23 protein-coding genes are annotated in these 22830 nt (G+C 65.5%); 9 read left to right on the top strand and 14 right to left on the bottom strand.

The features are described from left to right. Positions 1-98: 98 nt before the first annotated feature. The gene (locus ACWPKK_RS05455) at positions 99-587 is read left to right on the top strand and encodes a hypothetical protein (RefSeq protein ID WP_452001569.1); all 489 of its coding nucleotides are present in this window, start codon (positions 99-101) and stop codon (positions 585-587) included. A gap of 11 nt (positions 588-598) precedes the next feature. Here ACWPKK_RS05455 and ACWPKK_RS05460 read toward each other — a convergent pair whose 3' ends face one another. Beyond that, positions 599-1225: an N-acetyltransferase family protein gene (locus ACWPKK_RS05460; protein ID WP_452001571.1), complete on the bottom strand. Its 627-nt coding sequence runs from the start codon at positions 1223-1225 to the stop codon at positions 599-601. A gap of 395 nt (positions 1226-1620) precedes the next feature. Here ACWPKK_RS05460 and ACWPKK_RS05465 point away from each other — a divergent pair, with 395 nt between their 5' ends. Continuing rightward, a complete protein-coding gene (locus ACWPKK_RS05465) occupies positions 1621-1791 on the top strand; it encodes a hypothetical protein (protein WP_188092216.1) in 171 nt (56 codons plus the stop codon). A gap of 114 nt (positions 1792-1905) precedes the next feature. Here ACWPKK_RS05465 and ACWPKK_RS05470 read toward each other — a convergent pair whose 3' ends face one another. The 4 genes from ACWPKK_RS05470 to ACWPKK_RS05485 form a co-directional block, all read right to left on the bottom strand. Continuing rightward, positions 1906-3252: a globin-coupled sensor protein gene (locus tag ACWPKK_RS05470; RefSeq protein WP_324871443.1), complete on the bottom strand. Its 1347-nt coding sequence runs from the start codon at positions 3250-3252 to the stop codon at positions 1906-1908. A gap of 374 nt (positions 3253-3626) precedes the next feature. Further along, positions 3627-4517, bottom strand: a complete 891-nt coding sequence (gene rpoH, locus ACWPKK_RS05475) for an RNA polymerase sigma factor RpoH (RefSeq protein ID WP_324871444.1) — start codon at positions 4515-4517, stop codon at positions 3627-3629. Between the two features lie 739 nt (positions 4518-5256). Beyond that, a complete protein-coding gene (locus tag ACWPKK_RS05480; protein ID WP_149221700.1) occupies positions 5257-5667 on the bottom strand; it encodes a MucR family transcriptional regulator in 411 nt (136 codons plus the stop codon). Positions 5668-5702: 35 nt separating this feature from the next. Next, a complete protein-coding gene (locus ACWPKK_RS05485; RefSeq protein ID WP_012974184.1) occupies positions 5703-5978 on the bottom strand; it encodes an HU family DNA-binding protein in 276 nt (91 codons plus the stop codon). Positions 5979-6447: 469 nt separating this feature from the next. Between ACWPKK_RS05485 and ACWPKK_RS05490 the strand changes: the two genes are divergently transcribed. Continuing rightward, positions 6448-7440, top strand: coding sequence for a TerC family protein (locus ACWPKK_RS05490; RefSeq protein ID WP_452004722.1), 993 nt, complete (start codon positions 6448-6450; stop codon positions 7438-7440). A 48-nt stretch (positions 7441-7488) separates the two neighbouring features. On the opposite strand, the gene ACWPKK_RS05495 is transcribed toward ACWPKK_RS05490, so the two are convergent. The 7 genes from ACWPKK_RS05495 to ACWPKK_RS05525 form a co-directional block, all read right to left on the bottom strand. After that, positions 7489-7947: a hypothetical protein gene (locus tag ACWPKK_RS05495; RefSeq protein ID WP_452001572.1), complete on the bottom strand. Its 459-nt coding sequence runs from the start codon at positions 7945-7947 to the stop codon at positions 7489-7491. A 1-nt stretch (position 7948) separates the two neighbouring features. Further along, entirely contained in the window at positions 7949-9901 is a 1953-nt protein-coding gene (locus tag ACWPKK_RS05500) for an acetoacetate--CoA ligase (RefSeq protein WP_452001573.1), read from the bottom strand. Positions 9902-10151: 250 nt separating this feature from the next. Continuing rightward, a complete protein-coding gene (locus ACWPKK_RS05505) occupies positions 10152-12161 on the bottom strand; it encodes a methyl-accepting chemotaxis protein (protein ID WP_452001575.1) in 2010 nt (669 codons plus the stop codon). A 372-nt stretch (positions 12162-12533) separates the two neighbouring features. Beyond that, positions 12534-13169 (bottom strand): glycerol-3-phosphate 1-O-acyltransferase PlsY, encoded by a 636-nt coding sequence (gene plsY / locus ACWPKK_RS05510; RefSeq protein WP_211110608.1) that lies wholly within the window; start codon positions 13167-13169, stop codon positions 12534-12536. Then, positions 13138-14445: a dihydroorotase gene (locus tag ACWPKK_RS05515; RefSeq protein WP_452001577.1), complete on the bottom strand. Its 1308-nt coding sequence runs from the start codon at positions 14443-14445 to the stop codon at positions 13138-13140. Before ACWPKK_RS05515 ends, plsY begins: the two co-directional genes overlap by 32 nt. Further along, the gene (locus tag ACWPKK_RS05520) at positions 14442-15419 is read right to left on the bottom strand and encodes an aspartate carbamoyltransferase catalytic subunit (RefSeq protein ID WP_310113552.1); all 978 of its coding nucleotides are present in this window, start codon (positions 15417-15419) and stop codon (positions 14442-14444) included. The genes ACWPKK_RS05515 and ACWPKK_RS05520 overlap by 4 nt, the downstream gene beginning before the upstream one ends. Before the next feature lie 81 nt (positions 15420-15500). Beyond that, on the bottom strand, positions 15501-16388 hold the full coding sequence (locus ACWPKK_RS05525) for a transcriptional regulator GcvA (RefSeq protein WP_324871451.1): 888 nt from the start codon (positions 16386-16388) through the stop codon (positions 15501-15503). A gap of 171 nt (positions 16389-16559) precedes the next feature. Here ACWPKK_RS05525 and ACWPKK_RS05530 point away from each other — a divergent pair, with 171 nt between their 5' ends. The 6 genes from ACWPKK_RS05530 (at position 16560) to ACWPKK_RS05555 (ending at position 21025) form a co-directional block, all read left to right on the top strand. Beyond that, entirely contained in the window at positions 16560-16799 is a 240-nt protein-coding gene (locus ACWPKK_RS05530) for a DUF1127 domain-containing protein (RefSeq protein ID WP_452001578.1), read from the top strand. Positions 16800-16802: 3 nt separating this feature from the next. Further along, on the top strand, positions 16803-17273 hold the full coding sequence (locus ACWPKK_RS05535; RefSeq protein ID WP_452001580.1) for a GFA family protein: 471 nt from the start codon (positions 16803-16805) through the stop codon (positions 17271-17273). Then, positions 17270-17713 carry a GFA family protein gene (locus tag ACWPKK_RS05540; protein WP_452001582.1) on the top strand — a complete coding sequence of 148 codons (444 nt, stop codon included), beginning with the start codon at positions 17270-17272 and terminating at the stop codon, positions 17711-17713. Before ACWPKK_RS05535 ends, ACWPKK_RS05540 begins: the two co-directional genes overlap by 4 nt. 178 nt (positions 17714-17891) lie before the next feature. Next, entirely contained in the window at positions 17892-18248 is a 357-nt protein-coding gene (locus tag ACWPKK_RS05545; RefSeq protein WP_452001583.1) for a cupredoxin domain-containing protein, read from the top strand. 36 nt (positions 18249-18284) lie between these two features. Beyond that, positions 18285-19115 (top strand): FTR1 family iron permease, encoded by an 831-nt coding sequence (locus ACWPKK_RS05550; protein ID WP_452001585.1) that lies wholly within the window; start codon positions 18285-18287, stop codon positions 19113-19115. 101 nt (positions 19116-19216) lie between these two features. Further along, positions 19217-21025, top strand: a complete 1809-nt coding sequence (locus ACWPKK_RS05555; protein WP_452001587.1) for a monovalent cation:proton antiporter-2 (CPA2) family protein — start codon at positions 19217-19219, stop codon at positions 21023-21025. Here the strand turns inward: ACWPKK_RS05555 and ACWPKK_RS05560 are convergent. Continuing rightward, entirely contained in the window at positions 21022-21819 is a 798-nt protein-coding gene (locus tag ACWPKK_RS05560) for an ABC transporter ATP-binding protein (RefSeq protein WP_452001590.1), read from the bottom strand. The genes ACWPKK_RS05555 and ACWPKK_RS05560 overlap by 4 nt on opposite strands. After that, complete coding sequence (locus ACWPKK_RS05565; protein WP_452001591.1) at positions 21816-22712, bottom strand: ABC transporter permease; 897 nt, start codon at positions 22710-22712, stop codon at positions 21816-21818. Before ACWPKK_RS05565 ends, ACWPKK_RS05560 begins: the two co-directional genes overlap by 4 nt. Between the last annotated feature and the right edge of the window lie 118 nt (positions 22713-22830).

Here is a 22830-nt window from a genome sequence, read left to right on the forward strand (position 1 = left end):
CACATTTTGTCACAGCCCGATCCTGCAACTAAGAATGACTCGCAGTTTTCTGCGTGTGGCGCTAGGATGCGCACGCAACCGAACGAAGGAGCATCGGCATGTGCGGGACTGTGGAAGAGGGGCGGCCGTCGCCCTGGACGGTGACGGACCTGACGACGGCCGAACGGGCGCTGTTGACCGGCGTGCGGCAGTGGTTCCGTGCCGGAACCGCAGGTGCGATGGCGTCGATGCGCATCGGTCTGAACGTCGCCGGCGTGCCGAACACGGCGCTGCTGCCGCTGTTCGCGCTGCTCGGCACCTTTGCCGTATCGGGCGCCCGCAAGCCCGAGATCCGTTGCCCGGCCTGCAGCCGCATCAGTGCGGACGAGGCTGCATTGCTCGACTCCCTGGCCGCGGTGCAGAACGGCGACGCAGAGGTCGCGGCGCAGTATCTCGACCGTTGGCTTCCGCTGGTCGCGCTGTGCATGGCAACCGACGCCATGCGCGAGTTGGGTGCCATCCTGGACGGCGCCCGCATCTATCTGCCGCGACGGCGGTCGGCCCGGCTGGTGCCCCTTCCGTCCGGCGTGGCGCTGGCCGCGGAGTAATGGCGGATTTCCTAATCGGTGGCCAGCCGCAGGCCGCGGCCACCCTCCGGCTTCGCGGCTTCCGCCATGCGCTTCTGCAAAAGCCATTGGTCGATGGCAACGCGGACCAACCGGCCTTCCGGCGTGTGGTAAAGGAACTGTCCGCGTTCCCGGCCGCAATGTTCATATCCCAGCCGCTCGTAGAAGGGCAGAACACCCGCATTGTCGCGGTCGACGCCCAGCTCTGCGAAAGGCACGCCACGCTGGACCACCAGCCGTTCCGCCGCCCGCACCAGCCGGACACCGAGCCCTAGCCGCCGGAATGGCTGGAACACACGCAATGCCCACAGCGTGGCCCGGCCGCTCGGCCGCTTGCGCAGGAAATCGATGCAGATCTGACCGACGGGAAAACCGTTGACGTCCGCCAGCAGCATCGCGCCGTCGCCCCGCTCCTGAAGCCGGAAGGCTCCGGCGATGATCTCGCGGTGGGGCGAGTGCAGGCCATACCATTCCAGGGTCGGCAGATCGTCCTGCTTTGCCGGCCGGATGGTCACCGGTAGGGCGAGCGTCGCATGGCCGTCCTCCTCCCCCGCTTCCGTCCCGAGCCGCCCGTTGGCGCCCGTGCCGCTCGTTCCGGTGCGGCGGTGTGCTGTTGCCATGTGCCGATGCCTCGCAGGTGCTTTCCCACCTTCGGTCGCCGCTTGGATCGCGGCCCTCGGTGACAACCTACACGGCGTGCCGTCGTTCCGACGCTGTGCGGTCGGGATAAGGCTTTCGGCCATGCCGGTGGAGAAGGTGCCGAATGGCCAAAATCAAATAAACATCAAATTTGACGCAAAACCGGTTCCTGTAGTTTCTGCGAGGCTTGTGGATGGTAACGGTACTTTCAGGCGAAGCATGGACTATGAAGGCAGCAAGGGGTTGAATGACTGAAGTCTTATTGACGCAGAGCGATGCGCTTTGATAACTGTTGAAGACCACAAGGATCTCCGTTCAAAAAATGAACTGGGTGGATTTTCTCTAAAATACCGGCGATTGAGCGGGGGATAAGACGATGATGAGAATTGTGAATCTGGGACGGACCGGCATTTTCGTCGCGATGCGCGGCGGCGTTCTCACCAGCCTCGGCGGGCGCAGCCATTGGCGCAGCGCCGAAGAGGTTCGGCACGCCGCCCAGGCGGAAAACATCGCGGTCAGCGATTTCGTGGTCCGCACGCTGCCCTGATCGGCAGTTCACCGCACTCTGTCGCCTTGAGTGATAGAGTGCAGATACGGAAAAGGGCGCGTTCGGCGGAACGCGCCCTTCTTCTTTTGGGCAATCAGGAGAATTTGGTGTCGATCAGCCCGCGCGGACACGGGCTAGGAAGCGGTCGACCTCCGTCCGCAGGGTGGTGGACTGACGCGACAATTCGTTGGTCGCCTCCAGAACCTGCCTGGCCTCCTCGCCGGCGTTGTTGGCGGAGGCGTTGACGGCGACGATCGTCTCGCTGACCTCGCGGGTGCCGATGGAGGCCTGCTGAACGTTGCGAGCGATTTCCGTCGTGGCCGCGCCCTGTTCCTCCATCGCGGTGGCGATGGAGGTGGAGATCTCGTTGATGCGCGCGATGGTGCCGGATATGGACCGGATGGCGCCAACCGCCTCCTGCGTGGCGCCCTGGACGGCGCCGATCTGGGAGTTGATCTCCTCTGTTGCCTTGGCGGTTTGGTTGGCGAGGCTCTTGACCTCGCTCGCCACCACGGCGAAGCCCTTGCCGGCCTCGCCGGCGCGCGCCGCCTCGATCGTGGCGTTCAAGGCAAGCAGGTTCGTCTGGCTGGCGATGTCGTGAATCAGCTTCACCACCTGACCGATGCGGCTGGCCGCGTCGGCAAGCCCCTGCACCGTGGCGTTGGTCCGCTCGGCCTCCGTCATCGCGGCGTTCGCGATGGCGGCGGACTGGGTCACCTGATGACTGATCTCGCCGATGGAGGCGGTCAGTTCCTCGGCCGCGGCCGCAACGGTCTGGATATTGACGGACGCCTCTTCCGCGGCGGCGGCCACCTGGGTCGATTGCTCGCTGGTGGTTTCCGCGGTGCGGCTCATCGTCTGGGCGGTGCCCTGAAGCTGCTGTGCCGCACTCGCCACCGCCTGGACGACGCCCTTCACCTCCCGTTCGAAGCTGTCGGCGGTGCTGCCCAACTCCCGCGCGATGATGGCAGCGGTGTTCAGGTCGATATAGACCGAAGTGGCGAGATCCATGTCCAGGAACACCGCCTTGTTGATGGCCTGGAGCAGCTGCGACAGCTTTTCCGGCTTCTTGCGATGGATCTGGGCAGCCAGTTCGATCAGCTTGTTCAGGGTGAAGCAATAGGCACCGGTGTACCAGCGCGGCTCCAGCCCGATGCGCTGGTGCGTCTGGCCGATCTTCAGGACCTGATTGACGTAGGCCTCGTCGAAGGTGCCGGTGAAGACGTTGCGCAGCCAATGCTGCTTCTGAAGGTCCCGCGCACGACCGGTCACCGCCGGGTTCACCAGCATGGGGGCGACCTGCGGGACCGTGCGGAGATAGCCGTAGAACTCCTCCAGAATCTGATCGATCCGTTGCGCCAGATAGGGCTGGAATTCGCGAAGCGTTGCCTTCGTCGCCTCGTCGATGCGCAGGAAGGTGATGCGGTCAATGATCGACTGAGTCTGGGCAGCGTTCGACATGGAGCCCCTCTCCCATTTGAGATATGACGAGCGTACTAAGAATTGCCAAAATTGCAAACTTTCCCGCGAGCGGCACATCATGCGCAGGCACTCGCATCTTTGAACCAGTCACTTTGTCGCAGAACCTCTTGCGCGGGTAATCAAGCGTCGTGCCGGTCCCCATGGATGGCGGATCATTGCTCGGCATCGGAAAGAAAAAGCCGGCGGAGCCCAAGGGCGCCGCCGGCTTGCAGGTTGACAGGTCTGGAGGCAACAGGCGGGCCACAGCCCGCGGTAACGATGCGGCGGAGTCCGTCCGGATGGCCGGTGCCGCATGAGGCCCGTCCGGAGCGGAGCCCGCGCCGGACGGGAAACCGGGTGGGTTCAGGCCAGGATCATGCCACCATCGGGGTGGCCGGCCGGCGCAGAGCCTGGGCGGCGCTGAGCACGGCCTTCTGAAGCTTCTCGAAGGCCCGCACCTCGATCTGACGAACGCGTTCGCGCGACACCGAGAATTGCTGGCTCAGCGCTTCGAGGGTCGACGGATCGTCCTTCAGGCGGCGCTCGAACAGGATGCGGCGTTCACGCGCGTCCAGCCGGTCCAGGGCTTGGCCGACAAGCCGGCGGCGCAACGCCAGTTCGTCCGCTTCCGCCAGCATGGTGTCCTGCGTGGGGCGGTCGTCCGCCAGCAGTTCAAGCCAGTTGGTCTCGCCGTCGGTCGACAGGGTGGCGTCGAGCGAGCTGTCGTTGGCGGCGAGGCGGCGGTTCATCTCCACCACTTCGGTTTCCGGCACGTCCAGTTCGGCGGCGATGGTGGCCACCGTCTCCGGCGACAGGTCGCCCTGCTCCAGCTCTGCCATCTGGCTCTTCAGCCGGCGGAGGTTGAAGAACAGCTTCTTCTGTGCGGCGGTGGTGCCCATCTTCACCAGCGACCAGCTGTGCAGGATGTATTCCTGGATAGCGGCGCGGATCCACCAGGTGGCATAAGTGGCGAAGCGGAAGCCGCGCTGCGGATCGAATTTCTGGGCGGCCTGCATCAGGCCGACATTCCCCTCGGCCACCAGATCGACCAGCGGCAGGCCGTAGCCACCGAAGCCGCGGGCGATCTTGATCACCAGGCGGAGATGGCTGCCCACGAGCTGCTCGAGCGCCTGGGGGCTGCCGCGCTCCCGCCAGGCGATGGCGAGGTCGCGCTCCACGTCCGGCGCCAGGATAGGAAAGCGCTTGGATTCCTCGATGTAGCGGGTCAGGCTGGCGTTTTCACCGGTCAGCAGTTTCTTCAGCACGCGAATGCCTCCTCTCCAACGCTTCACGGGGCAGCCCGCAATCGGGGCCGGCCCCTGTCGGGACCCATGGCAGGGATCGCCTTTGAGGCGATGAACCAACGGCGGACTGTGGCGCGAACGTAGGAATAACGTCCGTCGATCCGACCTTAGCTGTTGTGGGGTTTGTATTTTGCCCGGTGTCGCAAGGAACTGCGTCCTTTTGACAATGTTAATGTGGCCGCGGATTTGCGGCGGATCAAGCCAGGAAAGGGCATGTTCCGGGTGTTTTTCGGCGTATACCCAGGCTCTTCTTCCACCCGCACCGGCAGTCTGGGAGAGGAGGCAATCCTATGACCCCTGACGTTCAGCCGGGTGACGTTCGGGTGGTCGCTCCTCTTCCGATCGGCCGGCACATGTCCGGGCGGACTGCCGTCGATACGCCGCACCCGCGAAATAGATCGGCTGCAGGTCAGCCGGCGGTGCGGAAGGCAACTATGCCTCTGCGGTGAGGATGGTGATAGGACCGCCCGTGGTCTCTCAACCATACCGGAACCCTAGATGGGAAGGCCGATCCGCTTCGCCACCCGAACATTCGTCATAGGCCGTCGGGGCCGATCGGAGGTAAGCCGGGGGAGGGCATGCAGACGGTTGGAAGCTTGTGGTTCACGTGCACCCCCGACATCGGCCCTGACGGGCGCATACGAATAAGGCGCGCCCGGTTGGGCGCGCCTTAGTCAAAGCTCATGCGGATGAAGACCGGTTATTCGGCCGCCGCACGCTTGCGGCCGAGGCCGAGCTTGGTCGCCATTTCCGAACGGGCCTTGGCATAGTTCGGCGCGACCATGGGATATTCGGCCGGCAGCCCCCACTTGGCGCGGTACTCGTCCGGCGTCATGTCGTAGACGGTCTTCAGATGCCGCTTCAGCATCTTCAGCTTCTTCCCGTCTTCCAGGCAGACGATGTATTCCGGCGTGACCGATTTCTTGATCGCGACCGCCGGAACCAACTCGGCCTTCGCCTGGGTCGGCTTGTCCTCGCCCAGATTGCGGAAAGCCACTTGGACGCTGTTGATCAGCGTGGGCAGGTCGTGGACCGGCACCGAGTTGTTGCCGACATAGGCGGCAACGACCTTGGCGGTCAGCGATTGCAGTTCGGTTTGATCGATGGTCATGGCTGCGCTCCCCCAGGGACGTGGTTGCGTGCGTATCAGCCGTTCACCAGATCGCGCAGCTGCTTGGCCGGCTTGAACTTCGGAGCCTTGGAAGCGGCGATCGCCACGACTTCGCCGGTGCGGGGGTTGCGGCCTTCACGGGCGGCGCGCTCGGCCACCTCGAAAATGCCGAAACCGGCCAGGCGCACATCCTCGCCGCGGCCCAGCGCGCCGGAGATGCCCTCGAACACCGCCTGAACGACCTTGGCCGCGTCGGCCTTCTTGATGCCGGCGTTGGTGGCGACGGTTTCGATCAGCTCGGCCTGGTTCATGCAAAACTCCATTTGGTCGGTTTGGTTTCGGTTTTTCGGAGTTATTGGCAGAACGGCACCATCCGCACAAGAGCGAACACAGATTGGGCAACCGTTGGTGTTTTTCTAGCACGATATTCGTTCCCGATCTGTGGCGGCATTGCATCAAGCGCCGAGTCCCGGAGCCGCCAAAGCCACTGCAGCCGCCGTTTTCCGCATCCGCGCCCCTGTGCAGCGCCCGTAGGCGCGTCATGGTCGCCGCGACTCGCCGAAGGTTGGCATCCGTTGAATTTCAATGACGTCAAAGAGCGCCCGGTCCGGCTTTGCTTAAAATGCAAAAACCCAGTCTTCCACCATCTTGACCGCGGCAACGACGACACCATCTGCCAGAAAGTTCGGGTCCGGGTCCCTCTGGCGACCGAGGCGTCGGTCGTGATGTCGGAACCGCTTGATTTCACCGCTGACGCAGCGTCATCAAGTGGGTCTTGCTATGGATGGTATGCTTGCGATGGTTTTCCTCGAATTTTTGGGAAAACCAATCTGGATTTGGCTTATTTTCATCGGCGTCGTGCTGACGCTTCTGGTTCTTGATCTGGGTGTTCTCAACCGCCGCGACCATGTCATCGGCGTAGGCGAAAGCCTGAAGCTGTCGGCTTTCTACATCGCGGTCGCGATGCTGTTCGGCGGCTGGGTTTGGTACTCGATGGGCTCGGAGGCAGGCCTTCAGTACTACACGGGCTTCTTTGTCGAGAAGAGCCTGTCATTGGACAACGTCTTCGTCATATCGCTGATCTTCAGCTACTTCGCCGTACCGCGCGAACTGCAGCATCGCGTGCTGTTCTGGGGTATCCTGGGCGTCATCGTGTTGCGCGGCCTGATGATCGGCGCCGGTGCCGCCCTGGTTTCGGAATTCCACTGGGTCCTCTATCTCTTCGGCGCCTTCCTGGTGCTGACCGGCATCAAGATGCTGTTCGCGAAGGACGAGGAGACCAACCTCGGCGAGAATGCCGCCCTCCGCTTTCTGAAGAGCCACATCCGGGTGACTGACCGCTTCCATGGCCATCACTTCATCGTGAAGGAGCCGAGCGGTCCGGGCGGTGCGATGCGTTGGGCTGCGACCCCGCTTCTGCTGGCGCTGATCATGGTGGAACTGGCCGACCTCGTCTTCGCGGTCGACAGCGTGCCGGCGATCTTCGCCATCACCACCGATCCGTATCTGGTCTATACCAGCAACATCTTCGCCATCCTCGGCCTGCGTGCTTTGTATTTCGCCCTGGCGGCGATGGTTCATCGCTTCCGTTACCTGAAATACGCGCTGGCTCTGGTGTTGGTGTTCATCGGCGGCAAGATCTTCTACACGCAGTTCTTCGGCAAGCCCGATCCGCTGATCGCGCTGAGCGTCACTTTCGCCCTGATCGGCGGCGGCGTGCTGGTGTCGCTGTGGAAGACCAGCCGCGAGACCAGGACCGCGGCGGCCGAGTGAACTCACGGGATGACGGGGCGGCACGCAGGTGCCGCCCCATTTTCTTTTTCAGAACCCCAGCTTGACCAGGTCCGCGATGCTGTCTGCCGCATTGCGGTGGAGGATGAAACGGCCTCCGGCCGCTTCCCAAGGATCGCGGGCCTTCTCGCGGTCATCGACGAGGACGGCGCCGGGGTTGGCATAGCGGGCCTTGTCGCGGGCCATGCAGGTGATGACGGGCACGTCGGCCCCAAGCATGCGTGCGACCCAGCGCTTCTTCTGTTCGGGCGCCCAACTGCCCAACGGCAGGCCTGTGAGGATGGTCGGCCGGTGGGGAGCGCAGAACTGCCAGAGCTCCTGCGCGTCATGCATGAACTCCAGCGTTCCGAAGAAGTCGGAGTGGCGGGATAAAACCCGCCACATCTCCTTCATCGGCAGCTGTTCCGGGCGCTTGCCGGTGACCGCGACGACGCCGCGGTCGAAATCGGCAAGCACGCCGTCGAGGTCGAGGAACAGCTTCGCCGCCACGTCACGCCCCGCTCAGTTCCGAGCGCTCGCGGAATTCGTCGAGAGCCTGCGGATTGGACAGCGCTTCCGTGTTCTTGATCGGGCGGCCATGGACGGCGTCGCGCACCGCCAGTTCGGTGATCTTGCCGGACCTGGTGCGGGGAATGTCGGTAACCTGCACGATCTTCGCCGGCACATGGCGGGGGGAGCAATTGTCCTTGATCCGCTTGCGGATGGTGGCCGCCAGCGTCTCGTCCAGCATCATGCCTTCGCGCAGGACGACGAACAGAACGACGCGCACGTCGCCTTCCCATTCCTGGCCGATGCAGACCGCCTCCATGATCTCCGGCAGCTGTTCGACCTGGCGGTAGATCTCCGCCGTGCCGATGCGCACGCCGCCGGGGTTCAGCACGGCATCCGACCGGCCGTAGATCACCCAACCGCCATGTTCGGTCTGCTCGATGAAGTCGCCATGGACCCAGATGTTGGGGAAGCGGTCGAAATAGGCCGAGCGATACTTGGACCCGTCGGGATCGGCCCAGAAGCCGATGGGCATGCTGGGGAAGGGGCGGGTGCAGACCAGTTCGCCCTTCTCGCCGCGAACGGCGACGCCATTGTCGTCGAACGCCTCCACCGCCATGCCGAGGCCGCGCGTCTGGATCTCGCCCTTCCAGACCGGGGCGATCGGGTTGCCCAGCACGAAGCAGGACATGATGTCGGTGCCGCCGCTGATCGAGGCGAGATGGATGTCCTGCTTGATGGAGCGATAGACGAACTCGAAATTCTCCGGCATCAGCGGCGAGCCGGTGGAGGTCAGAGCGCGGACACTGGCCAGCGAGTGGGTCTTCGCCGGCTCCAGCCCGGACTTCTCCAGCGACTGGATGAATTTGGCCGAGGTGCCGAACAGCGTCACCTGCTCCGCATCCGCATAGTCGAACAGGATGTTGCCGCTGGGGGCGAAGGGCGAACCGTCATAGAGGACCAGCGTCGTGCCGCTGGCCAGGCCGGTCACCAGCCAGTTCCACATCATCCAGCCGCAGGTGGTGAAATAGAACAGCCGGTCGCCGCGCTTCAGGTCGCAGTGCAGCCGATGTTCCTTCACATGCTGCAGGATGGTGCCGCCGGTCCCATGGACGATGCATTTCGGCTTTCCGGTGGTGCCGGAGGAATAGAGGATGAACAGCGGATGGTCGAAGGCGACCCGTTCGAAGGTCGGCTCGGCCGCCGGATAGGGCGCCATGAAATCCTGAAGGCCGACGGCACCGGGGATACCCGAGACGTCCGGCGCCTTGTCTACATAGGGCACGATCACCGTGGCGACGACGGTCGGCAGGTCCTTCAGGACTTCGGCCACCTTGGCGCGGACGTCGTGGCTCTTGCCGTTGTACCAATAGGCGTCGGGGGCGAAGACCACCTTCGGCTCGATCTGGCCGAAGCGGTCGGTGATGCCCTGGATGCCGAAATCGGGCGAGCAGGAGGACCAGACCGCCCCCAAACTGGTCGTGGCGATCATCGCCGCCAGCGTTTCGGGCATGTTGGGCATGATGGCGGCGACCCGGTCGCCCTTGCCGACACCCTTCGCCTTCAGCGCCTGCTGCAGGCGGGAAACGGTGGCCTTCAGCTCCGCCCCGCTCCAGCGGTACTTCACCTTGTCCTCGCCCCAGAAGACGACGGCGTTCTCGTCGAGCGCACCAGCCAGCAGATTCTCGGCATAGCTGAGGCTTGCTTCCGGGAACCAGCGGGCGCCGGGCATCTTGTCGCCGTCCAGCAGATCGACACTGCCGAGCTCGCCGGTCAGCCCAGCCCACTCCCACAGGAAGCGCCAGAACCGCTCCTTCTCCGCGATCGACCAGTTGTAGAGCGCGTCGTAATCGTCCAGCCGCAGTCCGAAGCGCGCATTCGCCGCCTCGCGGAAGGCGGTCAGGTTGGCCTGCGCGATGCGCTCCTCACTCGGGCTCCACAGCGGAGTGTCCATTCTCGGTTCCCTCAGCGTCTCGTTATCCACCGGCGTCAGCGGCCGGCTCGCTTGCCGGGTTGTTGGTTCGTGTCCCGGATTGCCGTGCAGCATAACGCATGGCCGCACCGGTTGTCTTTCCCCCGGTGGGCGAAATGGGGCAGGGGCTGGCAGACGGCAAGCGGAACAAAATCAAGGAGCTACAAACGGAAACGGCGGGGAGTTTCCTCCCCGCCGTCTGCGCCGCCCGATGTCGTAACCCGGTGCGCGATCACGCCGCGCGGATCGTGGCCACGAAGGTCTGGACTTCCCGGCGCAGCTTTTCCGCGTCACGGGCAAGATCGCCTGCCGCATGCAGAACCTGTCCGGCCGCCGTGCCGGTTTCCGACGCCGCCTGATTTACCCCCAGGATGTTGGAAGACACGTCACCGGTGCCGCGGGCGGCCTGCGCCACATTGTTGGCGATGTCGCCGGTCGCGGCATTCTGTTCCTCGATTGCGGCGGCAATGCCGGTGGAGATGTCGCTGATCTGGTCGATCGTGCTTGCGATGCCTGTGATGGCGGTCTGCGCGCCGGCGGTGGCGGACTGGATTTCCTTCACCTTGGCCTGGATGTCCTCGGTGGCGCGGGCAGTCTGGTTGGCGAGTTGCTTCACCTCGCTGGCGACGACGGCGAAGCCCTTTCCGGCCTCACCGGCCCTGGCCGCCTCGATGGTGGCGTTCAGTGCCAATAGGTTGGTCTGGCCGGCGATGGAGTTGATGAGGACCACCACCTGCTCGATCTGCTGGGCCGCCTGCACCAGACCTTCGATGGCCTGACCGGTGCGCCGAGCATCCTCTACCGCCTGGGCGGCGACGCGGGTAGACGCGGTCACCTGCCGGCCGATCTCGGCAATGGAGGCGGAAAGCTCCTCCGTCGCCGCAGCGACGGTCTGCACGTTGGCGGAAGCCTGTTCGGCCGCTGCGGCGACGTTGGTAGCCTGGGCGCTGGTCTGGTCGGCGGTGGCGGACATGGCGCCGGCCGTGCCCTGCATCTCCGTCGCGGCGGAAGCCACTGTCTCGACGATGCCCTGCACATTGCCTTCGAAGCTGTCGGCCAGCTGGAGCATCGCGGCGCGACGGTCGGCCGCTGCACGGGTTTCCGTTTCCTTCGCTTCCTCTTCCATACGCCGGGTCTGGCTCATGGTATCGCGGAAGACCTGCACGGCCGACGCCATGGCGCCGATTTCGTCACGGCGGCCGGCGGCAGGAATATCGACGGTCAGTTCCCCCTTCGCCAGCCGGCCCATCGCCGCGGTCATTGCCACCACCGGGTTGGCGACGCTGCGGCCGATCAGCCAAGCCAGCAGGATGGCAAGCACCGCCGCCGCCGGCGTCAGGATCATGCTCAGGTTTTCAGCATCGTCCGCGGTCTCGATCGCCCCCTTGCGCAACGCCGCCTGACCCGCGGACACCGGTTCGCGGATCTCCTGGAGCTGCTTGGCGATGGCAGTACCGATCGGGCTGAGCCGGGTGTTGATGATTTCGTCCATCCCCGCCAGATGACCTTCGATCGACTTCAGACCGGTGGCGAGCTTTTCAAGCAAACTGCGTGCGGAAGCGATTCGTGGCTGCTGCCCCTCGGCAAGCGGCATGCCCTCCAACTCCTTCAAGGCGCTGGATGCCTCGCCGAGCCGCATGGCGACCCTGTCGAAATCATATTCCTTGTCGCCGGCCAACAGGCGGAAGGCCAGGATGCGGGTGGTCCATACGCCTTCGCTCAATTTGTTCAGGGTGGCGACCGTCGCGAAGTGATTTGCGTTCTCTTCGGCCGTGCGCATCTCCACCAGCTGCGCACGCAGGGCGGAGCCGGCGTCGTAGACCACCTCCTTGGTGAGCCGCTCGAGTTCGCTGCGACGAGCCTGATAATCGCGGACTGCCGCGATGTAGGCCTGCAGCTTGGCAGCCTCCTCGTCGAGCGGGCGGCGGGACGCATCGTCGGGCATCATCGGCTTCGTCGCCGCCAACTCCCGTTCTGCATTCGCCATCTCTGCGTAGATCGCCTGGGTATTCTCCACTTTGCCCGTCGCCATATAGCGCAGGAAGGCCATTCGGGCGCGCAGAACGGCCAAATCGACCCGCTGGAGTTGCTCGACGATCAGGCCCTGGTCGGCGAAGCTGTTCAGGCTGTCGTTCGAATGCTGGGCGGAGCGCCAGGAAACCACCCCAAGCAACACCAGCAGAAGAACAACCATGCCGAAGCCGGCGTTCACCCGCGTCCGAATTTTCAACGCACCCAACATCGATAAGCCCCCGCATGATTTCCACGCGCTCAGCCATCTCCAGAACGAGCGTCGGGAGCGCAAAGCCTCATACGCAGGTATGCGCCGGGAAAATTAAACGAGAGCTAAACGACAAAAAGGCCGCAACCCCAATTGACTTATCGGTAATCGTCAGAAATTGACTGAATTTTGCCACAAAACGCTTCAGGAAAAACCCCGATCTTTTACAGCGCTTGAAGATACTGCTTAATGAAAATAGTCTTTTCAAATAATGGTAAAAATTTCTGATGAAAAACAAAGCAACTCCGAACCTCTCCCTTAGGAATTTTAGAGTCTAAACATGAGATGGAAAGCGGCTTCTCCACTCCGACGACGGAAAGAGAAGCCGTCCGTTCATGCCGCCTTCTTTTTGCCCGCGCCGATCTTCGGCTCCTCGCCCTTCAGCAGGCGGCGGATGTTCGCTTCGTGGCGGATGAAGACCAGGATCGCGATGAACAGGCAGAGGCCGGCGACCAGCGGCCCGCCGAAATACCAGCCGGTAAGCGGGCTGATGCCCAGCGCCGTCAGGGCCGACAGCGACGAAATTCGGAACAGGGCCGCCATCACCAGCCAAGTCAGGCAGGCCAGCAGACCCACCGGCCAGGAAATCGCCAGCAGAACGCCGATCGCCGTCGCCACGCCCTTGCCGCCCTTGAAACCCAGCCAAACCGGAAAGCTGTGGCCCAGCATGGCGCCGCCGGCGGCCAGCACCGCCGCTTCGGGACCGGCCCACCACAGCGCCAACAGTGCCGCGATGGCGCCCTTTCCGCTGTCAAGCAACAGGGTCGCCAGGGCCAGCGGCTTGTTGCCGGTGCGCAGCACATTGGTGGCGCCGATGTTGCCGGAGCCGATCTGGCGAATGTCGCCCAGCCCGGCCAGACGGGTCAGCACCAGACCGAAGGGGATTGAGCCCAGCAGGTAGCCCAGCAGTGCGGCAAGCACGAGAGTGAGCACCGGATCAGTCCTCCGCCTGCCAGACGGTGCGGCCATCCACGATGGTGCGCAGCGGCCGGCCCTGGACCGGGCGGTTCTCGAAGGGCGAGTTCTTCGACTTCGACTTGAAGCGGCCGACGTCGATCTGCCAGGGAACATCCAGGTCGAAGGCGACCAGATCGGCCGGCCCGCCCTTCACGATGCGGCCAACGGCCAGATCGAGAATCGCGGCCGGATTCGAGGTGACGCAGGCCAGCGCCTTCAACAGCGGCATCTTGCCCTTGTGCACCAGTTCCAGTACCAGCGGGAACAGCGTCTCCAGCCCGATCACGCCGGGCGCAGCCTGGGCGAAGGGGAGGCGCTTCTGGTCCTGGTCCTGCGGCACATGGTCGGAGGCGATGGCGTCGATGGTGCCGTCGGCCAGACCCTCGACGATGGCCCGGCGGTCCATTTCGCCACGCAGCGGCGGCGACACCTTGGCATAGGTGCGGTAGTCGCCGACGTCGGTCTCGGTCAGGGCGAAGTAATGCGGGGCGGTGTCGCAGGTCACCTTCAGCCCGCGCGCCTTGGCGCGGCGGATCAGGTCGACCGACTCAGACGTGGTGATGTGGGCGAAATGCAGGCGCCCACCGGTCAGCTCGGCCAGGCGCAGGTCGCGCTCGATCATGATGATCTCGGCTTCGCGCGGAATGCCGACGAGGCCGAGGCGCGTGGCGATCTCACCGGAGTTCATCATGCCGCCGGACGCCAGTGACGGCTCTTCCGGGTGCTGGACGATCAGCTTGCCGAAGGTCTTGGCGTAACTCAGCGCCCGGCGCATCGTCTTGGCGCTGACGATGGCCTTGGTGCCGTCGGTGAAGGCTACCGCGCCGGCATGGCTCAGCAGCCCCATCTCCGTGATCTCTTTGCCTTCGGTGCCGCGCGTGGCGGAGCCATAGGCGAAGACCTTGACCAGCTTCACCTCGCGGGCGCGCCGCGCGATGAACTCCAGCCCGGCGACCTCGTCCAGCACCGGGTCGGTGTTGGGCAGCAGCGCCATGGCGGTGATGCCGCCGGCCGCCGCGGCGCGGGATGCGCTCTTGATCGTGTCCTTCTCTTCCTCGCCCGGTTCGCCGATCAGCACGCGCATGTCGACGAGGCCGGGGGCGAGGCACTGGCCGGCGAGATCGACGACCTCCGCCCCATCGGGCGTGGAATTGTTGAACAGGCCGGGACCGAAATCGGCGATGGTCTCACCGTCGATCAGCAGGTCGGCGCGCTGGTCCAGCCCCGTCGCCGGGTCCAGCAGGCGGGCGTTGCGGTAGACGACACGGGCATTCATCGGCGCACTCATCGGGCGACTCCCGCAAGGTCGGACTGGCGGCGTTCGCGGGTCAACAGGTCGAGCACGGCCATGCGCACGGCCACGCCCAGTTCCACCTGATCGAGGATCATGGAGCGCTTGAGGTCGTCGGCGACCTCCGAATCGATCTCCACGCCGCGGTTCATCGGGCCCGGGTGCATGATGACCGCGTCGGGCTTCGCCACCTCCAGCTTCTCGTAATCGAGGCCGTAGAAGTAGAAATACTCGCGGGTGGACGGGACATACTGGCCGCTCATCCGCTCGGTCTGCAGGCGCAGCATCATCACCACGTCGGCATCGCGGAGGCCGGTCTTCATCGAGTGATGAACCTCGACGCCCAGCCGCTCGATCTGCGAGGGCAGCAGTGTCGGCGGCGCCACGCAGCGCACGCGCGCGCCCATGGCGTTCAACAGGTGGATGTTGGAGCGCGCGACGCGGCTGTGCAGGATGTCGCCACAGATCGCCACGATCAGCCCATCCAACCGGCCGAGGCGGCGGCGGATCGCCAGCGCGTCCAGCAGGGCTTGGGTCGGGTGTTCGTGATGACCGTCGCCGGCATTGATGACGGAGCAGTTGACCTTGTCGGCCAGCAGCTTCACCGCGCCCGAATCGGCGTGGCGAACCACCAGTGCATCAAGGTGCATGGCGTTCAGCGTCATCGCCGTGTCGATCAGGGTCTCGCCCTTCTTCACCGAACTGCTGTCGGTCGACATGTTGATCACGTCGGCGCCCAGCCGCTTGCCGGCCAGCTCGAAGCTTGTGCGGGTGCGGGTGGAGTTCTCGAAGAACAGGTTTACCTGCGTGCGGCCGTCCAACAGGTTGGACTTCTTCACGGGGCGGCGGTTCTGCTCGACATAGCCGTCGGCGAGGTCGAGAATCTGGGTGATCTCGCCGGCCCGCAGTCCCTCGATACCGAGGAGATGGCGGTGCGGGAAGACCGTGTCGGGGGACGGGTTCGCGCTCATGGGCGCGGACTATAGGAGCGGTCCGGCACGCCCGCAAGCCGTTCAAGACGACGACTTGATGCAGGATTTTTGCCGCGACTTTCAGCCCGTCCCGGCCTCTTCGAACAGCCAGTCGCGGAAGGCCTTTACCTTGGGCCGGGAAAAGTAATGCGGCGGCGCCACCACGTAATAGGCGAGACTTCCCGGCAGCCGCACCTCGAACAGGCGGACCAGCCGTCCGGCGGCGATGTCGTCCGCCACCAGCACCCCGCGGGCAAGCGCGATGCCGTGGCCGTTGATCGCCGCCTGAAGCGTGAAGGACGAATCGTCGAATCGCAGGCCGCGCTCGGTGTCCACGCCATCGATTCCGGCCGCCCGGCACCACACCGCCCAGGAGATGTTGTAGTCGTCGTGCAGGAGCGTGTGGTGTCGCAAATCCTCCGGATTGACCAGCGGGCGGTCGCCGGCCAGCAGCGACGGATGGCCGACCGGGAAGATATCCTCCGTCAGCAGCCGCTCCACCCGCAGGTCGGGCCACAGCCCGTTGCCGAAACGGATCGCCAGATCGACGTCATGGCGGGCGAAATCCACCACCTGTGCCGTGCTGTGCACCCTCACATCCATTTCCGGATGGCGTTTCTGGAAGCGCATCAGCCGCGGCACCAGCCATTTCGACGCGAAGCTGGGCATGGTGGAGATGGTCAGCGTGCCGCTGCTGTCGGCGCGGATCAGCCGGTCGGTCGCCTGGGACAGGGTGTCCATCGCCTCGCGCACCGGCGGAAGGTAGCTCTGCCCGGCTTCGGTCAAGGCCAGCGCCCGGTTCATTCGGCGAAACAGCGGTAATCCGAGCCATTCCTCCAGCGCCTTGATCTGGTGGCTGACGGCGGCCTGCGTCACATGCAGCTCATCCGCGGCTTTTGTGAAGGAAAGATGGCGCGCGGCGGCTTCGAAGGCGCGCAGCGCATTCAGCGGGGGCAAGCGGCGGGACATGCGGGGAGGGACCGGAGAGTGGCTTCGGATTAGATCAGCTAATCGATTCTATGAGAAACCGTCGTTTGTCGGCAAGCGGCCTCTGCCCCATCCTGAACTCCACAAGCAAGACACACGAACCGGAGCGGTGAGGCGGATGCCCCGCTCCCTTCCCCCGGAGGAGACCGGATCATGGCAAAGGCTACGCAGTCGTTCCTCTCCAGCACCGACCTGTCCCAGCGCGCGCCGGCTCAAGAGGGCAAGGGCGCCGGTCAATGGATGATCACCCTGTTCGACCGCTTCGCGACCTGGAGCGAGCGGCGGCGCCAGCGTCGGGCGCTGGAGGCTCTGCCCGACCATCTGCTGTCCGACATCGGCATCTCCCGCGTCGATGCGGAGCAGGAAGCCCACAAGCCCTTCTGGCGGGGCTGACCGATGGCCGGCGGTTCGGACGGCATGATGGCGCAGGGCAGGGGGGAGGATCGGGTCTGGACCGGCGGCTGCCTGTGCGGCGGCGTGCGCTACGCCATCGATGTCCGTCCGGAACCGATCTCCTTCTGCCATTGCGCCCAGTGCCGCCGCCAGCACAGCCATGTCGGGGCCTATACCGGCGCGCCGCGTGCGGCGTTGCGTCTGCTCAACGACGCGACGCTGACGTGGTACGCCTCTTCCAGCCGGGCACGTCGCGGCTTTTGTGCGTGTTGCGGTGCAGGGCTGTTCTGGGAGGCGCTGGACCAGGACCCTGCGGACGGCGAACCGCGCATCACGGTGACTGCGGGAAGCCTGGACGATGCGGCCGGCCTGCGGGTGGAGCGGCATATCTTCGTCGACCACAAGGGCACCTATTACGACATCGGCGACGACGGCGTCGAACGCCGGACCAGCACGGGAGAGGTCGTGGCATGAGCGGCAATGGGAACGGGCGGGAAGGTAGCGGAGATCAGGGGCAGGCGCTGTCCGGCGGCTGCCTGTGCGGCGGCGTGCGCTTCCTGCTGGCCGAGCGGCCGGATGGGGTGGTCAACTGCCATTGCGGGCAGTGCCGCCGCTTCCACGGCCATATCGGCGCCTACATCACCGTTCCGCGCGACACCGTCATCTTCGACGCCGACGAAACATTGACATGGTACCGCTCGTCGGACTTCGCGGAGCGGGGCTTCTGCGGCCGCTGCGGATCCTCCCTGTTCTGGAAGGGCGACGGCAAGTCCGAGATCGAGATCGCCGCCGGCAGCCTGGACCAGCCGACCGGGCTCAAGACACTGCGCCATGGCTATGTCGAGGGCAAGGCCGATTACTACGAGATCACCGACGGGCTGGAGCAGTTTCCCGGCTCGTCCGAAGTCGAATAACGATACGTCGTCACGGGTGATCCGGTGAAGGGCATGGGCGGCCGCATCCACGATGGATGCGCGTTTCCGTCGCAGGTGCGTTGCAGCATCCGCGGGAGCCTTTTGTTTGACCCTCGGTGGGTGGGGTGAGAATGATTTTCACAAGCAATGCCCCTTCCAGCCCCGAGGTCTTCCGCGAATGCGCCGTCCATCGCTGCTTTCCGCCTGCGCCGCCCTTTGCGCAATCGTGCTGTCCGGCGCCGTCCTGATCCCGGCCGGCGCCGCCCACGCCGACGACATGGTCACCATCGTCATCAAGGACCACAAGTTCGAACCGGCGGAGGTCAAGATTCCCGCCAACAAGCGCGTGACCCTGCTGGTCGACAACCAGGACGCCACGTCGGAGGAGTTCGAAAGCAATGAGATGAAGGTCGAGAAGATCGTCGGCGGGCGCAAGCAGATCAAGGTGATGGTCGGCCCGCTGAAGCCCGGGCGCTATCCCTTCTTCGGCGAGTTCCACGAAGCGACGGCGCAGGGCGCCGTGATCGCCGAGTGACGCGGACCTGACCGCCTGCAAGTCCCGGAGACGACCATGCTCGCCAGTCTGATCATTGTATTTCGCGAGGTCCTGGAAGCGGGCCTCATCGTCGGCATCGTGCTGGCCGCGACCCAGGGAGTCGTCGGGCGCGGGCGCTGGATCGCGCTCGGCATCGTCAGCGGCATCGTCGGCTCCTGCGTCGTCGCCGCCTTCGCCGACGCCATCAGCGCGCTGTTCGCCGACACCGGGCAGGAGCTGTTCAACGCCGGCGTGCTGCTGATCGCCGTGGTGATGCTGGCCTGGCACAATGCCTGGATGGCGCAGCACGGCCGCGAGCTGGCGCGCGACATGAAGGCCGTCGGCCATGCGGTGCGGAGCGGCGAGAGGTCGTTGGCGGCCCTGGCGATCGTCATCGGCGTCGCCGTGCTGCGCGAAGGGTCGGAGGTGGTGCTGTTCCTGACCGGCATCCTGGCGTCGGAAGAGGGTGGCATCGCCACCGTCGCCGCTGGGGGGCTGGGTGGCATGGCGCTGGGCGCGCTGGTGTCCGTGCTCCTCTATGCCGGTTTGGTGCAGATCCCGACGCGCCACCTGTTCTCCACCACCACATGGCTCCTGACCCTGCTGGCAGCCGGCATGGCTGCGACTGCGGTCAGTTTCCTGGCGCAGGCCGGCATCCTCATGACGGGCGGAACCATCCTGTGGGACAGCTCCGGCATCCTGCGCGACAACAGCCTGATCGGGCAGGCCCTGCATGTGCTGGTCGGCTATACGGACCGTCCGACCGAGGCGCAGTTGATCGCCTACGTCGCGGTGGTCGCTGGAATCCTGCTGCTGACCCGCTGGGCGGCCCGCAATTCCCCCCGCATCGCCAGCTCGGTCCGGTGATTCAATAGACACAAGGTATAGCCGGGCTGACAGTTAAGTGTCTGGTGCCTGCCCCGGCAATCGCGCCATAGTCCCCCGATGACAGACGGACGGCGGGGGCTATGGCGGAACTGGTGACGTTGGTTGTGCTGCTGGCGGCGATGGTGGTCGCGGTGCCGGTGGCAAAAAGGTTCGGATTCGGTGCGCCGCTCGGCTATCTCGCCGCCGGTCTGGCCGTGGGGCCGGCAGGTTTGGGGCTGGTCACCAATGTGTCGGCGATCGCCCATGCCTCGGAACTCGGCGTCGTGATGCTGCTGTTCCTGATCGGGCTGGAGTTGAGGCCGGCCCGCTTGTGGGTGATGCGCAAATCGGTGCTGGGGCTGGGCGGGGCGCAGGTTGCGGTCACCGGCGCCGTAATCGCGGGATTGTGCGGCTGGGGCCTGGGTCTGGCTTGGCCGACGGCGGTGGTGCTGGGCTTCGGCTTCGCCCTGTCCTCCACCGCCATGGCCCTGCCGATGATGGCGGAGCGCGGGTTGCTTGCCAACCAGTCGGGGCGCAATGCCTTCTCCGTGTTGCTGTTCCAGGACCTCGCCATCATCCCGGCTGTGGCGCTGTTGCCCCTGCTGGGCAACGGGACCGTGCCCCAGGCAGGCGGAGCATGGCTGGCGGTCGGCAAGGCGGCGGTCGCCGTCGTCGTGGTGCTGATCGGCGGGCGCTATCTGCTGCGCCCGATCTTCCGCGCCGTCGACCGGGCGGGGGCTCCGGAGATCTTCACCGCCACCGCCCTGCTGATCGTCATCGGCACCGCCGTGCTGATCCAGGAGGCCGGGCTGTCCATGTCGCTGGGCGCCTTCATGGCCGGCGTGTTGCTGTCCGACTCCGAATACCGGCACGAGGTGCAGGCGGATATCGAGCCGTTCGAAGGCCTGCTGCTCGGCCTGTTTTTCGTTTCGGTGGGGATGGGCGCCGACATCCCGGCCTTGCTCGAGCACCCGATCCGCTTCCTCGGCCTCGCCCTGGTGCTGCTGCTGGTGAAGGGGCTGGTGATGATGGTGCTCGCCCGCATCGCCGGGGTGCCGTGGGCCGGTGCGATGCGAATGGCGACGGTGCTGAGCCAGGGCGGCGAGTTCGGGTTCGTGCTGTTCGGGCTGGCGGTCGCCGGTGGGACGATGGCCGGGGAACAGGCCTCGGGGGCCATGCTGGTGGTCACCCTGTCCATGCTGGCCACCCCCTTCCTGTTTGCGGCGGAAGAGCGCTGGCTCGCCCCGCGCCTGATGACGGCGAAGCCCAAACGGCCATTCGATGCCTTGCCCGACGACAACCCGCGGGTCATCATCTGCGGCTTTGGCCGGGTGGGGCAGGTGGTCGGCCGCGTGCTGCGGATGCGCGGCATTCCCTTCACCGCGCTGGAGCAAAGCGCCGCCCAGGTGGATTTCGTCCGCAAGTTCGGCAGCCAGGCCTATTACGGCGATCCGACCCGGGTGGAGCTTCTCCGCGCCGCCGGGGCGGAGAAGGCCAAGGTCCTGGTGATTGCGCTGGACGACATGGAGCAGTCGTTGCGCGTGGTGGAGATGGCGACGCGCCATTTCCCCAACCTGACCATCTTTGCCCGCGCCCGCAACCGCCGCCATGTCCACCACCTGATGGACCGCGGCGTCACCCACATCGTGCGCGAGACCTTCGATTCCAGCCTGCGCCTGACTGGTGATGTGCTGCGCCAGATGGGGTTGGCGGAAGGGGAGGTGACGCGGACGCTCGAGACCTTCCGCGCCCATGACGAACGCACCCTGGTCCGCCAGCATGCCGTCCATAATGACGAGACCAAGCTGATCCAAAGTTCCCGCGATGCCGCCGCGGAGCTTCTGTCGCTGTTCGAGGCGGACCGGGAAGACGACGTGGACGGCGAAGCCAGGTCGAAGGCCAAGGCCTAACCGATCAGCAGACTGTCGTCGCTGATCTCCATTCCGCCGCGCTGCTTGGCGAACAGCGCCAGCAGGTGCGGGACGTCCAGGCCGGCGCGCTCGTCGCCGGCCACGTCCAGCACGACGCGGCCCTCGTGCAGCATCAGCGTGCGGTCGCCATAGTCCAGCGCCTGCCGCATGGAATGGGTGACCATCAGCGTGGTCAGCCGGTTGTCGCGGACGATGCGCCGGGTCAGGTCCAGCACGAAGTCGGCGGTGGCGGGATCGAGGGCGGCGGTGTGCTCGTCCAGCAGCAGGATCTTGGAGCCGGCGAGCGTCGCCATCAGCAGGCTGACCGCCTGGCGCTGGCCGCCCGACAGCAGGCCCATGCGGTCGTGCAGCCGGTTCTCCAGCCCGAGGCCGAGCGCGGCGATGCGGTCGCGGAAGCTCTTGCGCCGGTCGCTGCCCAGCGCCAGACCCAGGCCGCGGCGGCGCCCGCGGGCAGCGGCGAGCGCCATGTTCTCCTCGATGGTCAGGGCGGCACAGCTGCCCGCCATCGGGTCCTGGAAGACGCGGGCGACCAGCCCGGCGCGGCGCGGCGTGTCCCAGCGGGTGACGTCGGTGCCGTCGATGGAGATGCGCCCCTGCTCCGCCAGCACGTCACCGGCCAGCGAGCCGAGGAAGGTCGACTTGCCGGCCCCGTTGGAGCCGATGACGGTGACGAACTCGCCCTCAGGGATGGTCAGGTCGATGCCGCGCAGCGCGTGCTTCTCCAGCGGCGTGCCGCGACCGAAGGTGACGTGGATGTCCTCGACGACGATCATTTGGCTACTCGTGCACTGCGTGATGCCTTGGCCTTCAGGCGCGGCAGGATCAAAGCGACGGCGACCAGCACCGCAGTCACCAGATTGAGGTCGGAGGCCTGCAGGCCGATGCTGTCGGCCGACAGGGCCACCTGCACCGCCAGGCGGTAGAGGATCGACCCGGCAACGCAGCCGATCAGCGCCAGCGCCAGGGCGCGGGCGGGCAGCACCGTCTCGCCGACGATCACCGCGGCCAGACCGACCACGATGGTGCCGATGCCGGTGGTGACGTCGGCGAAGCCGTTGGTCTGCGCGAACAGCGCGCCGGCAAGGCCGGTCAGTCCATTGGACAGCGCGATGCCGGCATAGACATGGGCGTCGGTGTCAACGCCCTGGGCACGCGCCATCCGGGCATTCACGCCAGTCGCCCGCATCGCCAGCCCGAACTCGCTCGCCAGGAAGCGGGCCAGCAGCAGGACCACCACCGCCACGATGAGGCCGACCACCAGCGGCCGGACGATATGGTCTGGAATCCCGAGCCCATAGAAGGGCGTCAGCACCGTGTCCTGCATCAGCAGCGCCACGTTCGGCCGCCCCATCACCCGCAGATTGACGGAGAACAGCGCGATCATCGTCAGGATGCTGGCGAGCAGGTGCAGGATCTTGAAGCGTACGTTCAGCGTCGCCGTGACCAGCCCGGCGACCGCGCCGGCCAGCGCCGCGGCAAGGCTGGCAAGCCAGGGATTGACCCCGGCGATCAGCAGCACCGCACAGACGGCCGCGCCCAGCGGGAAGCTTCCGTCGACCGTGAGGTCGGGGAAGTCCAGGATGCGGAAGGACAGATAGACGCCGATGGCGACCAGCGCATAGACGAGGCCGATCTCGATGGCGCCGAAGAGGGCGATTTCGGTCATTGCGGTGCTTTTGTGTAGGTGCAGGCACTTGCCCCCACCCCGACCCTCCCCCCGCTCTCAGCGGACCTTCGGTCCGCCTGTCGCGTCAGCACAAAGCGCAGCTTTGTGCGAGAGCTGG

It is taken from the genome of Azospirillum largimobile (assembly GCF_977007025.2).